Here is a 16,470-nt window from a genome sequence, read left to right as displayed (position 1 = left end):
TATCTTTCGCGCAAGCGACCAATCCCACTAGCGAAGCGACTGATCTTTCGCGCAAGCGACCAATCCCACTAGCGAAGCGACTGATCTTTCGCGCAAGCGACCAATCCCACTAGCGAAGCGACTGATCTTTCGCGCAAGCGACCAATCCCACTAGCGAAGCGACTGATCTTTCGCGCAAGTGACCAATCCCACTAGCGAAGCGACTGATCTTTCGCGCAAGTGACCAATCCCACTAGCGAAGCGACTGATCTTTCGCTCAAGCGACCAATCCCACTAGCTTCTCAACGGTCTATCTTTTTGAAGTAGCGGAAAACAGCATCTAACTTTTCCGCTTGTTTTCCTTTTGGGCTTTCCATATTACCGAATTCGAAAAACTTTACTTTTTTGATTCCTACAAAGTTAAATAATGCTCTTTTCATTAGTGTTTTATGCGCATTATTCAACCAGAGAAGTGGATAGTTTGTAGGACCCTTCATAGTTGACACACATACAACTGACTTTCCTTTCAAAAGTCCTTCCGGTAGAAGTCCCTTCTTATCCCTGTAGGCAAAATTGGCAGCAAATAATTGATCGATGTAGCCCATGAGCATTGCGGGAGGCCTTCCCCACCAGATTGGATAGACAAAGACAATCTTATCTGCCCAGTTAATTTGTTTTCTATATTTTTCGAGGGTGGGGTCACGATGCATATCGCGTCTTCGTTTTGATTCATTGAATACAAGGATTGGGTTAAATTCCTCTTTATATAAATCTACTACCTGCACCTCCTTTATAGAAGGATTCTCGCTACTTCCGTTGATGATTTTTTGCAGAAATGAATAACTTAAACTTTTATGATTAGGATGTGTATAGATAATTAGTGTTTTCATATGTCTACCTCTTTTACTTATCATTTGATAATTAAATACTAACATCTATTTATTTATATTGTCAAATGATAATTGTTTTACGACAATCAATTTGGTATCTTGGTAAGAAGAGGTGATAGTGTGGACATGAAAGATTTATTTAATAAATTTGTACTGTTTTCAGCTTCTGTTCATCGTGTGACACATGATATAACAAAGAACGCCAAGTCAGATACCGTTACGCCAGTTCAGTATAATATTCTTGAATATATCGCGGTTAGCCAGCCGGTTACTCTAAGTGAAATCAGTGATTGTCAGCAGATGTCTATGCCAAATACGAGCCGTGAGCTTAAAAAGTTAAGTGATAAAGATTTGATTGCAAAACAAGAAGATACAGTTGATCGGCGAAAGCAATCTATTCGACTTTCTAAAGATGGAGAGGTCATGATGAACGAAGCGTTTGGATGTATAGAGACGCAACTTTTACATCGATTAGAGGGTGTTTCGAAAGAGGATTTAGAGGCTATTGACTGTGCTTTAGATATCCTTCAAACGAAGGTGTTTTACTAGCCTGTTAATTATAAGTAGTTGAATATAAATACGGCATACTCCTAATTTTGAGGGAGTATGCCGTATTTATATTTGGAAAAGCGTAATAATAATATTATTTGAATAAATTTATCGTTGCGATAATGATTGGAATTGAAAATACGTCGATGAGGAAGGCACCGACAATCGGGACAATTAGGAATGCTTGACGTGAAGGGCCGTATCTTTCAGTGACAGCCGCCATGTTAGCCATTGCGTTGGGTGTAGCGCCGAGGCCGTGTCCGGTGAATCCAGCGACCATGATTGCTGCGTCGTAGTTTTTCCCCAGTAGACGGAACAAGACGAAAACACCGAATAGCACGATGAAAATAACTTGAACAAAGACGATGGCCAGTAGCGGGAGAGCCAAATCGACAATTTCCCATAGTTTGATGCTCATGAGTGCCATCGACAGGAAAACGCCTAGTGAAACGTCGCTGATTAAGCCGATACTTTTCATATCGATTGTGTTTGGGTTGATTTTATCGACGATATTTCGAACGATGACAGCAACGAACATCGCGCCGACGTAGCCTGGGAGAACAAAGCCGGTTGCGCTAGAGAATAGTCCGCCTAGGTATGTTCCAAGTGCCATACAGAATGTGATCAGAAGAATTTGTGTGAAGAACGAGTCTGTTTGAATCTGTTTTTCAGTCTCGCCAACAGGGCTACCAATTCCATCATCTATATCTGTTGGTTTAAGATTGTGTTTTGTGATTAAATATTTGACAGTAGGGCCGCCAATGAGACCGCCAGCGACAAGGCCGAATGTAGCGGCTGCAACGCCGATTGAGAGGGCCGAATTGATGCCAAGGCCCTCAATTGTTTCTCCGAATGCGGTCGCGCCCCCATGCCCACCCTCCATCGATACGGCACCGGCCATCATCCCGATGAGTGGATGCAAGTCGAATAAATAAGCCATGGATACGCCGATTGTATTTTGTATGAGTGCTAAAAAACCGCATGCAAGCCAGTATATGACGAGAAGTTTTCCGCCAAGTTTGATGAGTTTAAAGCTTGCGCCTAAACCGATTGTTGTAAAGAATGTGATCATAAATAAACTTTGTAGGGATGTATCGAGTAAGAATTCTACCCAACCAAGTGATTTAAGGACGGTTGCTAACGCTGCAAATAGCAATCCGCCGACGACGGGGGCTGGGATGCAGAATTTTTGTAGGAAACCAACCTTTTTTACTAGGACCATCCCGAGCGTTAATAATGCAACAGCAAGAAAAACTGTGGTGATTTGATCAAGAACTAGAGTCATGAATTTTTCCACCCAAAAATGTCGTAATCGCTTCATTTGTTAAGTAAGCACCGAGTTTCACAGTACGGTTATTTTCATCCAAGCTCGGACTTACTTCCGAAATATCAAACGACAGTGTTTTTTTATGGGATGTAACGGTTCTAATAATCGAGCGAACAACGGCAGGCTCTAATCCGAATGGCGAAGGGGCACTGACGCCTGGTGCGAAGGCGGCGTTCAGTACGTCGGTGCATAAGGTAAGAAAAATAGCGTCGTGCCGATTAATGAAATTTTCGAGTGATAGGGTCAGTTTGTCCATATTTCCAATGTGCATATTTTCTTCGTATTCATAGGTAACGCCAAGCGTATCAGCGCGATCAAAGAGTTCTTGCGTATTTCCATAACGTTGGATACCTGCTACAAAATAGCTACAGTTGTTATCTTGTTCAAGTATTTGTCTAAACATCGTGCCGGATGAGGAGTGTTCATTGTAGGGACGTATGTCAAAATGGGCATCTATATTAATGATTCCAAGGGATGCTTTTTCACCAATAAATTTCCGGACGCCGAGATAATGACCGTAAGCGGTTTCATGGCCGCCACCAAGAATAATGGGTGTCATTTCTTTTGTTAAGGTTTCTGCAACTGCATCTCCTAGTTGTTGCTGAGCTTGTTCGAGTTCGTTGCCATCGCATTGGATGTTGCCGATATCAACAAGTCGTGTGGTTTCTGGCGATTTCCAAGGCAACTTCGCAAGTTCGCTTCGCACTGCATTTGGTGCTTGTGCCGCACCAAGTCGACCGTTATTTCGACGGACGCCTTCTTCGCATTCAAATCCGATAATGGCGCATGTATTTGGCGAAGGATTTGTTGTATGAATATTTACTAAATCTACTATTTGATGATAACGAAAACTAGATCTATTTTCATGATGGTCTATACGTCCTGACCAATTATCTTTGTTCGACTTTTTCAACAATATATTCATCCTTTCAGAAAAAAACTTTGCTTTAAATAGTATATAGGGCTGGCGCAAATAAACCTAATCCAATTGTATGGGAAATGATTAGTTGGATGAAAGATTGGTCGCTTGATTCGAAGATCAGTCGCTTGTGCGATGTAATTGGTCGGTTGATTCGAAGAATGGTCACTTGTGGGGTGTAATTGGTCGGTTGATTCGAAGAATGGTCACTTGTGGGGTGTAATTGGTCGGTTGATTCGAAGATTAGTCGCTTGTGCGATGTAATTGGTCGTTTGATTCGAAGAATGGTCGCTTGTGGGGTGTAATTGGTCGGTTGGGCGATGTAATTTGATGCAAAAAGAGTAGCTCCTTACGTAGAGGGCTACTCTTTTGTGTTGCAATAAATGATTATTTCCCACCAAACATATTGAACAAACCACCTGCGACACTGCCTTCGTCACGAGAACCGCCACCTGGTGTTTGAGGTGCTGCTGCGAATACGCGACTTGCGAGTCTTGAGAATGGAAGAGATTGAATCCACACTGTACCAGGTCCGCGAAGTGTTGCGAAGAACAGTCCTTCTCCACCAAACAACGCTGTTTTCACGCCTTTCACCATTTCGATATCATAATTAACGTTTTGGGTCATCGCGACAAGACATCCCGTATCGACTCGTAAAATTTCACCGGGGCGGAGCCTTTTTTCGATGATTGTTCCGCCTGCATGGACGAATGTCATGCCATCTCCCTCGAGTTTCTGCATGATAAATCCTTCACCGCCGAAAAAACCGACGCCTAGTTTACGCTGGAACTCAATGCCAATCGATACCCCTTTCGCTGCGGCGAGGAAAGCATCTTTTTGACAAATGATTTTTCCATTGTATTGACTGAGATCCAAGGGAATGATTTTCCCGGGATATGGGGAAGCGAAAGAGACATGTTTCTTTCCTGAACCAGTATTCGTAAATGTGGTCATAAACAGGCTTTCACCAGTTAACATACGCTTTCCGGCGCCCATCAATTTCCCCATGATGCCTCCGCCGCCAGATGAACCGGAACCGTCTCCGAAAATGGTCTGCATTTCAATGCCGTCTTCCATCATCATAAGTGCGCCAGCTTCCGCCACGACCGTTTCTTGCGGATCAAGTTCCACTTCTACAAACTGCATGTCGTCCCCGTAAAGTTTGTAATCAATTTCGTGATTATTCATCAAATTCCCTCCATCAAGCGTATTTTGTTAATGCTTAATGATACGTTGAGGAATGAAGAAAGTTTCAATGATTCAAATTAAATGACCATCTTTTTCGAGTAGATTAATATATCCCCACAAGTTTGAGGCGACTTCGAGGGCTTCTGCTTCATGACGTGTACCACTAAAGGTTTCACGGAAGGAGCGGGCGACTGTTTCTAAGATGAAAACCCTGGGATGCTCCGAATGGATTTCATCTAACAAAAATTTGGCATATTGAACACCGTTTGACTTCGAGTTATCTTCCAAATGGCAGAGGAAATCTGTAAGTTGGGTTATCGATAATTCTTTTAATTCTTTTTTATCGTCGCCTTTGTGATTTGAATTAAACGCTAACCCCCGCAGTAAGGTGTCGTTTTGTTCCATCATATCGAAAATGATGGAATCAATTCGCCGCATCGCGAAAAGTACAAGACTTCTAGTATCGAATTCTTTTTTTGAACTGGCCATGCAGAAATGGATGAAATGTTGAATCATGCCCACTAGTATGACCGCACAATCCGGTGCGTAAGGAGTGGCTTTCTTGCCGTATACATCAATTAATCGATCCGTTAACCAAGAAAGTTCTGCGAGATGATGCTTTCTTATGAATTTTCTTAAATCGGCATCACCTGAATAGAAAACGGCCTCATAAATTGGAAGAAGATTATGTTCGCGATTAACAAGCATGCGAATGGAAATTTGTTCCGCTAAAATATTTTTATCGGTAAAGTCCTGTTCTATCAGGAGTTCTCTTCTTCGGATTGTTGCTTCCTCATGAGCGCGTTCAAGTATGGCTATGAGACACTCATTTTTTGAAGTGAAATAATTGTAAAAGGTCCCCTTGGATATTTGAGACTCGTCCAGAATATCTTGTATTGATGTGGTGGAAAAGCCTTTTTCTATGAAAAGACGCTGGGCGGTTAATAGGACTTGTCGTTTTCGTTCATTCATTATAATCACCTTTTATCGTATTTGGCTACAGAATCGATTTGGACTATGAGTATAGTTGAATTCTATAGTATAAAGCTATTGATATCAATGCATACCTATTTTTTTGTTTATAGGAAGTAATCGTAGTTGATTATTTTGGACTGTCGGTATAGAATGTGTAACAGGATATACCCAGAGTACAAATTATATACGTGAAGTATTGCATGGAGGAAAAGATATGAATTTAGATATTAAAAAAATGCAAGAAAAACCACCATACGCAATGATTGCAATCCTGTTCATTGGCGCATTCATTGCTTTACTGAACAATACGTTGTTGAACATCGCATTGCCGACAATCATGGATGAGTTCAGTGTGAAACCGTCAATCGTTCAATGGCTTACAACAGGCTATATGCTTGTTAATGGTATTTTAATACCTGCAAGTGCGTTCTTCATCCAGAAATTCACAAACAGAAGACTGTTTTTAACGGCGATGGTATTATTCACTCTTGGAACACTTCTTGCTATGATGGCACCATCATTCGGTGTACTTGTCGCAGCCCGAATGATTCAGGCAACGGGATCTGCCATGATGATGCCGTTGCTCATGAACGTTATGCTTACGGCATTCCCGATTGAGCGCCGAGGAACAGCGATGGGACTTTTCGGACTTGTTATGATTACTGCTCCAGCTATTGGTCCGACATTGTCAGGCTGGATCATCGAACATTATACATGGCGGACGCTCTTTGGAATCATTCTTCCGTTCGCAATTCTGACACTGGTTTATGCGTTCTTCAAATTGCGTAATATTACACCGAATCGTGATATGAAGTTGGATGTGTTTTCCCTCGTTTTATCTAGTATCGGTTTTGGTGGACTTCTCTACGGATTCAGTTCGGCGGGCGATAAAGGCTGGGACGCCCCTATTGTCTACGGAACGATTATTGTCGGTATTGTCGCGCTTGTGGCATTCATTGTGCGCCAGCTCTCCATGGATGACCCGATGCTGGATTTCAAGATTTACAAGCATCCGATGTTCGCTTTGTCTTCGGCAATATCGATTGTGCTGTCGATTGCGATGTTTTCCGGTATGATCCTCACACCTCTCTATGTCCAGAAGATACGTGGGATTTCCCCATTCCATTCAGGCTTGCTTATGCTACCAGGTGCAATCGTGATGGGTCTTATGTCGCCAGTTACAGGGCGATTATTTGATAAGTACGGACCGAGGATACTAACTGTTACTGGTCTTGCAATTACAGTGATCTCGACATTCTATTTGAGTAGACTAGGTATGGAAACCGGCTATTATTTCCTTATGGCTATCTATACGGTTCGTATGTTCGGGATTTCAATGGTAATGATGCCAATCATGACGAATGGGTTGAATCAATTGCCAATGATTTCGAATCCGCATGGTACGGCGATGAATAATACGTTGCAACAAGTATCGGGTGCAATCGGCTCAGCTGTTTTGTTAACAATTATGACGAAACGGATGGAGTCCACTGGAGCTGAGCTTTTTGCTGAAGCCAAAGCTTCTGGTAATGTACCCTCCACTGCGGAAGGACTGGCGCAATTACAGCACCAACTTGGAGCGCAAGCGATGCTCGATGGCATTAATTATTCATTTTTCATATCAACGATTGTTGCTGTTGTCGCTTTGATTTTAGCACTCTTTGTAAAACGTGTTATGCCTCCAAAGAACGAAAAAGGGGGTCAATAGTCTCGAAAGTACACTAATTAAATCCTTAGGAAATGAAACTTCGCATTGGTGTGATTTGCCGACGCGAAGTTTCAGGGTTTAAATAAAATAAAGGAGAATCACAGAATATGTCGAATTAAGTTAGTTGTAAGCGCTTTCAATAGTTTCGAAAAAAGAAAGGGGAATGTTGCAATGCAATTGAATAACTACATCGGAGGTTCGTGGCAGAAGGCTGGGGGAGCAGACTACACGGCCGTCTTGAATCCGGCGAATGGGGAAGTATTGGCACAAGTACGGTTATCGACAACAGAAGATGTAAGTCTAGCAGTGAAGGCGGCGAAAGAGGCACAGAAGAAATGGGCTCTCGTTCCCGCGCCGAAGCGTGCAGACTTTTTATATGAAATTGGACGTTTGATGAAAGAGAAGAAAGAGCATTTATCACAAGTATTAACAAAAGAGATGGGTAAAGTCATCGAGGAAGCGCGTGGGGAAGTCCAAGAAGGGATTGACATGGCGCTTTATATGGCAGGCGAAGGTCGTCGCATGTTCGGAGAAACGGTACCGTCTGAGTTGCAGGATAAATTCGCGATGAGTGTCCGCGCACCAATTGGGGTTGTTGGACTTATCACACCGTGGAATTTCCCGATAGCGATTGCGACGTGGAAGTCATTCCCGGCGATTGTGGCGGGGAATACATTCGTTTGGAAACCAGCGACGGAAACGCCGATGATGGCATATGAATTGGCGCTTATTTTTGAAGAGGCCGGGCTTCCTTCTGGGGTTGCAAATATTGTGTTTGGTGCCGGATCGGTAGTGGGGACTGCGATGATTGAGCACCCAGATGTCCGCGTTATTTCATTCACAGGGTCGACGGAAACAGGTCGTCATGTTGCTGAGACGGGTGGCCGTCATTTGAAGAAAGTATCCCTTGAAATGGGTGGAAAAAACGCTGTTATCGTAATGGATGATGCAGATATAGATTTAGCAGTGGAAGGCATTCTTTGGAGTGCATTCGGTACGGCGGGTCAACGCTGTACGGCATGTAGTCGGGTCATCGTGCATAAAGATGTAAAGGAAGAGCTTGAACGGAAGCTTATGGAATCTATGAAAGATCTAACCATAGGTAATGGACTGGACGAATCGGTTAAAATCGGTCCGGTTATCAATAAAAAGGCGCTTGAGAAAATTGATAGCTATGTTGAAATTGGTAAAAAGGAGGGCGCAAAGTTACTTGTAGGTGGCAACGTATTGACAGAAGGCAAGTTTACGAATGGGCATTATTATGAACCTACTGTCTTCACGGATGTGAAATGGGATAGTCGTCTTGCGCAAGAAGAAATCTTCGGTCCGGTCGTGTCATTGATTGAAGTAAGTAGTTTAGATGAAGCGATTGAAGTGAACAACAGTGTGAAATTCGGATTATCTAGTTCGATTTTTTCACGAGACGTTAATAAAGTATTCAGGGCACAACGTGATCTTGATACAGGGATTGTTTATGTCAATGCGGGAACGACAGGTGCGGAAATCCATCTGCCATTTGGCGGGACGAAAGGTACGGGGAACGGACATCGTGATTCTGGTGTTGCGGCATTGGACGTCTTCACGGAATGGAAGAGTATTTATGTGGACTTTAGCGGTAAGTTACAACGGGCGCAAATCGACAACTAATAGATGTTAGGGGATGGAGATATGAGGGTTGTAATACTTGGAGCAGGTTTAATGGGGAAAGAGGCGGCACGCGATCTTGTGAAAAGTGATGACGTCGAGAAAGTGTATTTGGCGGATTTGAATGTCGGGCAGGCGGAAGTTTTTGCGAAAAGTCTACAGACAGACAAACTCGACATTTTACTTTTAGATGCTGGAAACGATGAGCAATTGCGTGAGGTAATGGCATTAGGGGATGTCGTCATCAATGCGCTGTTCTATACATTCAATGAAAAAGTGGCGCGGACTGCGGTGGATATGGGTGTCCACTCCATCGATCTCGGCGGCCATATCGGTGGTGCAACAGATGCGGTGCTTAGTCTTGCTGAAAAAGCGGAGGCCAAAGGGGTATCGGTTATTCCGGATCTAGGGGTAGCTCCTGGGATGATCAATATTCTTGCGGGTTACGGTGCTGGGAAACTTGATAAGGTAGATTCCATTAAATTATATGTCGGTGGAATTCCTGTGAAGCCGGAGCCGCCGCTTAATTACAATGTCGTATTTTCACTTGAAGGGGTGTTTGATCATTATACGGATACTTCACACGTCATTCGTAACGGAAAACTGATGGAAGTGCCTTCATTGTCAGAAATCGAAATGATTTATTTCGATAAATATGGCGAGCTAGAAGCATTCCATACATCGGGTGGGACATCGACATTGACGAAATCATTCCCTGAAGTGAACACGCTCGAGTATAAAACAATCCGTTATAAAGGACATGCGGAGAAGTTCCAACTACTCGTCGACCTTGGATTACTATCGCGAGACAATGAAGTCACAGTTGGTGGTCAGACGGTAAAAGTACGCGATGTCATGAGAGAGCAGTTGTCGCCGCAGCTTCGACTTGGTGAAAAATCAGACGCTGTGTTGCTACGTGTCATCGTGAGCGGAGAAAAGGACGGCATGCTGGTAACGTATAACTATGATCTCATAACGGAAAAAGACACAGCGGTGAATGAAACCGCGATGGCCCGCGCGACGGCGAACACAATTTCCATCGTTGCACAAATGATTGGCAACGGAACAATCACGAAACGTGGTGTTCATCCTCCTGAGAAAATCGTTCCAGGGGAGTTATATATTGAAGAGATGAAAAAACGTGGTGTGGTCATCGTGGAGACAGTTGAGAATGGGGTTTCTTTAGGTCGATGATTTTGGATGATGAATAACTCACTAGGGTTGTCATAAAGTGTCAAGGCGGTGATAACACGGGCCAAGACGGTGATAAACTCGTTCAAGGCGGTGATAACACGAGTCAAGACGGTGATAACACAAGCCAAGACGGTGATAACGCGCGCCAAGGCGGTGATAAACTCGCCAACTCAAGATATTTCAATAGCGTACTAAGGGAAAGGGGATGGGGAAATGGATTTTGGATTCACGGAAGAACAGAATATGCTGAGGAAAACGGTACGTCAGTTTGTCGATGCGGAAATCATGCCACATATTCAGAAATGGGATGCGGAAGGCGGATTTGATCAGGCAATATGGAAAAAACTTGCGGATCTCGGTTTCATGGGCGTCTGTGTGCCGGAACAATATGGCGGCAGCGGTATGGATTATAATTCACTTGCGATTCTATGTGAAGAGTTGGAACGAGGAGATACGGCGTTTCGGACAGCTGTGTCTGTACATATCGGATTGAATTCGATGACGCTTATGCAGTGGGGGAATGAAGAACAGAAGAAGAAGTATTTGATTCCACAGGCGAAAGGCAAGAAAATTGGTGCCTTTGGACTGACCGAACCGGGTGCTGGGTCGGATGTCGCGGCGATGATGACGAATGCCGTACGCGATGGGGATGACTATGTGTTGAATGGTCAGAAAACATGGATTTCCCTGTGCGATGTAGCCGATCATTTCCTTGTCTTTGCTTATACTGATAAAACGAAAAAGCATCATGGAATTAGCGCATTTATTGTCGAGCGCACGACGCCAGGTTTTTCATCGAAAGCCATCAAAGGGAAATATGGCATCCGTGCAGGCAATACTGGGGAGCTATTTTTTGAAGATATGCGAGTTCCGGCTGCCAACTTGCTAGGTCAAGAAGGCGAAGGGTTTAAAATTGCAATGGCGGCACTCGACAATGGGCGATTCACCGTTGCCGCCGGGGCTGTTGGTTTAATCATGGGTTGTCTTGAAGAGAGCGTGAAGTATTGTCATGCGCGCGAAACATTCGGCAAGTCAATCGGCAAGCATCAGCTCGTCCAGCAAATGCTTGCCAATATGGAAGCGGGCTATCAGATGAGCCGATTGCTCGTCTACCGCGCAGGTGAGATGAAAAACAAAGGGCTGCGTAACACACGGGAAACATCGCTCGCAAAATGGCAGGCCTGTGATTTTGCCAATAAAGCGGCGGATGACGCATTCCAAATCCACGGTGCTTATGGTTATTCGGATGAATACCCGGTAGCAAGATTTTTACGTAACTCCAAAGCGCCTGTCATCTATGAAGGGACACGTGAAATCCATACAATTATGCAGGCGGAATATGTGCTTGGTTATCGGGAAGATAAAAAGGTAGGTAGTGTGCTGCCAGGTTGGCCGTTTGGATGAGTTGAATTTTTCAATGTTGTCTAACTTTGTGCGCCAGTCGCTCGGGTCATAAGAGTTCCATCTATGCGGCAAAAACCGCCACGTCGTTGGACCGACTGATGCCTATCGGGTACCCTACGCTTTTCGTTTGCCCAATTGAATCTTTTTTTCCATTCACACGTATGTATAGGTAGCACGAATTAGTGAGAGGGGAAATTTAGATGGGTAAGTATTCGATTAATGAATTTATCAAACAGACGAAGCAAGATGAGCGGGTGAATGAGTATTTTGAGTTAGAGACGCCTCGGATTTTAGAAGTGAATTTAACAGATCTGGTTTGGGCGAAGATGGGTTCTATGATTTCCTATACGGGTCAGATTAAGTTTGAACGGGAGAAAATACTTGAGCACGGCGTAGGCATGATGTTTAAAAAGGCGTTCACGGGCGAGGGTACCTCACTTATGAAAGCGATAGGAAATGGGCGACTATACTTAGCAGATCAGGGGAAGAAGATTACTATTTTTGACTTGAATAATGAGTCAATCACGGTAAATGGCAATGACCTTCTTGCGTTTGAACCGAGCATTAAATGGGATATTAAACTTATGAAAAAAGTGGCAGGTATGATGTCTGGCGGATTGTTCAACGTAACTTTGCAAGGCACGGGAAAAGTTGCGATTACTACTCATTTTGAGCCGTTAACGCTGCTTGTCCGTCCTGGTGAACCAGTTATTACAGATCCAAATGCCACTGTTGCATGGTCCGGCCATTTAACGCCTGAATTCAGGACAGACATTAGTATTCGGACCTTCCTTGGCAGAGGGAGCGGCGAATCTATTCAAATGGAATTTTCCGGTGAAGGGTTTGTCATCATTCAACCGTTTGAAGAAGTTTATATGAGTGGGAATAGTTCTTCGTAAAGTTACCTAAACGAATGATACCGCAGTAACTATTAAAAACCTGAAGGGTGAACTCCTTTCAGGTTTTTTTAGTTTGGATAAGAAACTTTTAATTCAAACTTAAAATTATATTTTTGGCTCAACACCATAGTCTGTACTTGACATAAAAAATATAAAAAAATCTGTACCCCGTATCCTCCAAGGTTGAAAGTACTAGCAAATAATCGATTTTACTAGAAGGTAGCGAGGAACTTCTACGTTATTGTAAAAGTCAAGTACATTCGTTGGTGTTGAGCCATATTTTTATAAGGAAATAATTGGTTGCAGATTTGTCCTGTTTCCCAAATACCCTGTTACTGTTGTAAAATGAATGTAAGGCTTAAGTGATGAAAGGGATTTGCTATGCAACAACCTATTTATAAACAAGATTCAACGGATTGGAGTTAACAACAATGGAAAAGAACAAGGTCGGTTTAAAGCCGTTTTTCTCCCTTATTTTATCTACTAAAATACCGAAAACAGCTCTATTTGTCGGGTTAACGGCTAGTATTCTCACAACGCTTGCAGGCTTGGTTGTCCCATTACTAACGAAGAATTTAGTGGATGGCTTTTCAGTATCCTCGTTAAGTGTCCCAATTATGATTGGCATCGGGGCGGCGTTTATTTTCCAAGCGATTATAAATGGCGTGTCCATCTATTTACTCAGTTATGTCGGGCAGAAAGTGGTTGCCAATCTACGTAATCGGATGTGGGGAAAACTTATTCGTTTGCCTGTCAGTCATTTCGACAAGGAATCCAGCGGTGAAACGGTGAGTCGTGTTGTGAATGACACAGGAATCGTACGGGAATTAATTTCTGATCATTTCCCGCAATTCATCACAGGGATTATTTCAATTATTGGTGCGGTCACAATTTTACTCATCATGGATTGGAAAATGACACTTATCATGTTAATTTCGGTTCCAATTACGGTTGGGATTATGATTCCGCTTGGTACGAAAATGGCGAAAATATCGCGCGGCTTGCAAGATGAAACTGCTGTGTTTACAGGCCATATTCAACAGACACTTAGTGAAATCCGTCTGATGAAAGCTTCGAATGCGGAACAGAATGAAGAGGCAAAAGGGTTATCTGGCATCGGGAAGTTGCTCGGATTCGGTTTGAAAGAAGCACGTATCACTGCACTGATTGCCCCTTTAATGTATATGGTTGTCATGATTGTCATTGTGATGATCATTGGGTATGGCGGTATGCGTGTTGCGAATGGAACGATGTCTACAGGTGAACTCGTTGCATTCTTGCTTTATTTATTCCAAATCATTTTTCCAATTACGTCATTTGCGATGTTTTTTACTCAGCTACAAAAAGCAAAAGGTGCCACGGAGCGTATTATCGATATTCTAGAACTGCCACTAGAAGAGGGGCAGGAAGGCTTGGGAGTAGATATTACGAACAAACCGATTCGTGTGGTGGATGTATCCTTTGCGTATGAAGAAGGCGAGTCTGTACTTGAAAAAGTGTCCTTTGAAGCCCAGCCTGGTGAAATGATTGCATTTGCTGGTCCGAGTGGCGGAGGGAAAACGACGATGTTTGGTTTGTTGGAACGATTTTATGAGCCGACTGCCGGTGAAATTCGAATCGGTGATACCCCTATAATGGAGCTGTCGATGGCGTCTTGGCGCAGTCAAATCGGTTACGTGTCACAAGAAAGTGCCATGATGGCCGGGACGATTCGGGAGAACCTATGCTACGGTTTAATAGATGGTGAAAACATTTCGGACGAACAGCTTTGGGAAGTCGCTGAAATGGCCTATGCCGATGAATTCATTAAAACATTTTCAAAAGGGTTGGACACCGAAGTTGGTGAGCGTGGTGTGAAACTATCAGGTGGTCAAAGACAGCGTATCGCCATCGCACGGGCTTTTTTACGAGATCCCAAGATATTAATGATGGACGAAGCAACGGCCAGTTTAGATAGCCAATCGGAAGGTGTCGTACAAGATGCACTGACACGATTAATGGAAGGACGCACAACGTTTGTCATTGCACACAGATTATCAACAATTGTCGATGCGGATAAAATTATTTTCATCGAGAATGGGCAAGTGACAGGCAGTGGAACCCATCAGGAATTGACACAATCCCATGCGTTGTATCGTGAATTTGCCGAGCAACAATTGGCTTAGGGGTGTACTCCATACTAAATAACCCACAGTACGATGTCTTTTCATATACTGTGGGTTATTTATCATTCTTTTCTCTATCTGCAGAACTCTCCTTAAAAAGAGTGCCAAATCATTGCGATTAGGCATTTTTTTTTTCATCTAATCAGACCTTTTTAGAATCAAAACAGAATACTTGTTCTTTGTCAGACTTTTTGTTATACTTCACCATATAGAGAATTACACCTTGGCTAATACATCACTAATTGAGAAAGGATGTGTATAGATGGCTGTAATCGCGTGTGTGAAGGAATCTTCTATGCCTTATAACACGGCGACGGTGATTCGAGAAGAAAAGAAAAAGTATATAAAACATGATCAACTTTTCAAAGAACTTATCAACAACTTTTTTGTTGATTTTCTAGAAGCTTTTTTCCCAGATGTACATGAAGGCATTGACTTCATGTCGATTAAACCATTGTCTGAAGAACTGTTCACGGATTTAATCATCGGTGAAAACCGGCGGGTGGATATTGTGATTGAGGCGAAGTTGAAAGGGAAAGACACACTAATTATTATTCATATAGAGCCGCAAAGTTCTTACCAAAAAGACTTTCACCAGCGAATGTATAATTATTTCAGTCTGCTTTACAATAAGTACAGAAAGCCGATCTTACCAATTGCTGTCTTTAGTTATGAGGATAAACATACAGAACACAATCAGTTTATCATCGAGTTTCCTTTCTTTCATGTATTAACATTCAACTTTTTAATGTTAGAATTGAAGAAAATGAATTGGCGAGACTATTTGCAGTCAGATAATCCAGTAGCGGCGGCATTGTTGGGTAAAATGGGTTACCGTGAAGAGGAAAAAGTGCAGGTGAAAATGGAGTTTTTGCGCATGATGCTTAAGATGGAACTCAACCCGGCCCGCGCAAGATTCATCAATGACTTTTTTGAACAATACTTGAAGCTCGATGAAAAGGAGGAGCAAGAGCTCATGCGAGAAATTAGCCAATTGGAAAATGCAGAAGAGTTCACAAGGCTGCCGAATTCTTGGGAGGAAAGAGGTATTCGGAAAGGAATAGAAAAAGGAATAGAAAAAGGAATAGAAAAAGGTAAAATAGAAGTTGTTCTTGAGATGTTAAAAGAAGGTTTATCAATTGACATTATTGCTAAAGTAACTCATTTGGATAAAGAAGCGATTGAGAAGTTAAGAAAAATGAACTAGTGAGGTTGATAATGATTTTGTTAATTCGTTTACTGTTTTTCAAAATAAAATCCCCTCCATTTCATTCGCTACCTTATAGTACATTGACGCAAATGATACTATCTTAAAAAATAGTTGCCGATAGAGCCAATACATGCTACACTATTCTTACTATTACTACTCGGAGGTGAGGAATGAATGTTAGACACTGTGTATGCACGTGAAAGTCTATTGGAATATTTAGCTACTTCATGTGCAATTACTCATGAAATTGTGCTCAACGGGATAAATCTGTCCTATTTCAGACAAATTCAGTAATCACACAGCTGTTTGGCACTTCATTCCTTACGAAAATATCTAAGGAGAAGATCGCTTAATTGCGGTCTTTTTTTGTTGACATCCAGCCGCTTGGGTCCCATGGGAGGGATTGAACTTCATCCCTC

The 16,470-nt window shown here is 42.8% G+C and carries 14 protein-coding genes; 9 read left to right on the top strand and 5 right to left on the bottom strand.

What is annotated here, in order from left to right:
- Positions 1–281: 281 nt before the first annotated feature.
- Positions 282–869, bottom strand: a complete 588-nt coding sequence (locus H4683_RS14220) for an NAD(P)H-dependent oxidoreductase (RefSeq protein WP_192599490.1) — start codon at positions 867–869, stop codon at positions 282–284.
- 120 nt (positions 870–989) lie between these two features.
- Between H4683_RS14220 and H4683_RS14215 the strand changes: the two genes are divergently transcribed.
- The gene (locus H4683_RS14215) at positions 990–1,418 is read left to right on the top strand and encodes a MarR family transcriptional regulator (protein WP_192599489.1); all 429 of its coding nucleotides are present in this window, start codon (positions 990–992) and stop codon (positions 1,416–1,418) included.
- A gap of 94 nt (positions 1,419–1,512) precedes the next feature.
- Here H4683_RS14215 and gltS read toward each other — a convergent pair whose 3' ends face one another.
- The 4 genes from gltS to H4683_RS14195 all read right to left on the bottom strand — a co-directional run bounded on the left by gltS (position 1,513) and on the right by H4683_RS14195 (position 5,824).
- The gene (gene gltS / locus H4683_RS14210; protein WP_192599488.1) at positions 1,513–2,703 is read right to left on the bottom strand and encodes a sodium/glutamate symporter; all 1,191 of its coding nucleotides are present in this window, start codon (positions 2,701–2,703) and stop codon (positions 1,513–1,515) included.
- On the bottom strand, positions 2,687–3,670 hold the full coding sequence (gene hutG, locus H4683_RS14205; protein ID WP_192599487.1) for a formimidoylglutamase: 984 nt from the start codon (positions 3,668–3,670) through the stop codon (positions 2,687–2,689). Before hutG ends, gltS begins: the two co-directional genes overlap by 17 nt.
- A 381-nt stretch (positions 3,671–4,051) precedes the next feature.
- Positions 4,052–4,852: a TIGR00266 family protein gene (locus tag H4683_RS14200; RefSeq protein WP_192599486.1), complete on the bottom strand. Its 801-nt coding sequence runs from the start codon at positions 4,850–4,852 to the stop codon at positions 4,052–4,054.
- A 72-nt stretch (positions 4,853–4,924) separates the two neighbouring features.
- Entirely contained in the window at positions 4,925–5,824 is a 900-nt protein-coding gene (locus tag H4683_RS14195) for a TetR/AcrR family transcriptional regulator (RefSeq protein ID WP_192599485.1), read from the bottom strand.
- 217 nt (positions 5,825–6,041) lie between these two features.
- Between H4683_RS14195 and H4683_RS14190 the strand changes: the two genes are divergently transcribed.
- The 8 genes from H4683_RS14190 to H4683_RS22215 all read left to right on the top strand — a co-directional run bounded on the left by H4683_RS14190 (position 6,042) and on the right by H4683_RS22215 (position 16,345).
- Positions 6,042–7,535 (top strand): DHA2 family efflux MFS transporter permease subunit, encoded by a 1,494-nt coding sequence (locus tag H4683_RS14190; protein ID WP_192599484.1) that lies wholly within the window; start codon positions 6,042–6,044, stop codon positions 7,533–7,535.
- A 171-nt stretch (positions 7,536–7,706) separates the two neighbouring features.
- Entirely contained in the window at positions 7,707–9,182 is a 1,476-nt protein-coding gene (locus tag H4683_RS14185; RefSeq protein WP_192599483.1) for an aldehyde dehydrogenase family protein, read from the top strand.
- Positions 9,183–9,203: 21 nt separating this feature from the next.
- On the top strand, positions 9,204–10,373 hold the full coding sequence (locus H4683_RS14180) for a saccharopine dehydrogenase family protein (RefSeq protein WP_192599482.1): 1,170 nt from the start codon (positions 9,204–9,206) through the stop codon (positions 10,371–10,373).
- Positions 10,374–10,586: 213 nt separating this feature from the next.
- Positions 10,587–11,777 (top strand): acyl-CoA dehydrogenase family protein, encoded by a 1,191-nt coding sequence (locus H4683_RS14175; RefSeq protein ID WP_192599481.1) that lies wholly within the window; start codon positions 10,587–10,589, stop codon positions 11,775–11,777.
- Between the two features lie 200 nt (positions 11,778–11,977).
- Positions 11,978–12,676, top strand: a complete 699-nt coding sequence (locus tag H4683_RS14170; protein WP_192599480.1) for an AIM24 family protein — start codon at positions 11,978–11,980, stop codon at positions 12,674–12,676.
- A gap of 431 nt (positions 12,677–13,107) precedes the next feature.
- Complete coding sequence (locus tag H4683_RS14165; RefSeq protein WP_192599479.1) at positions 13,108–14,841, top strand: ABC transporter ATP-binding protein; 1,734 nt, start codon at positions 13,108–13,110, stop codon at positions 14,839–14,841.
- Positions 14,842–15,136: 295 nt separating this feature from the next.
- Entirely contained in the window at positions 15,137–16,048 is a 912-nt protein-coding gene (locus H4683_RS14160; protein ID WP_192599535.1) for an RpnC/YadD family protein, read from the top strand.
- 177 nt (positions 16,049–16,225) lie between these two features.
- The gene (locus H4683_RS22215) at positions 16,226–16,345 is read left to right on the top strand and encodes an RAxF-45 family protein (protein ID WP_338062475.1); all 120 of its coding nucleotides are present in this window, start codon (positions 16,226–16,228) and stop codon (positions 16,343–16,345) included.
- Positions 16,346–16,470 lie beyond the last annotated feature (125 nt).

The sequence above is a fragment of the Sporosarcina limicola genome (assembly GCF_014873855.1).
GTDB classification, from domain to species: Bacteria; Bacillota; Bacilli; order Bacillales_A; family Planococcaceae; genus Sporosarcina; species Sporosarcina limicola.
Note: the sequence above shows the minus strand (reverse complement) of the source record. Positions and strands in the feature narration are given on the sequence as shown.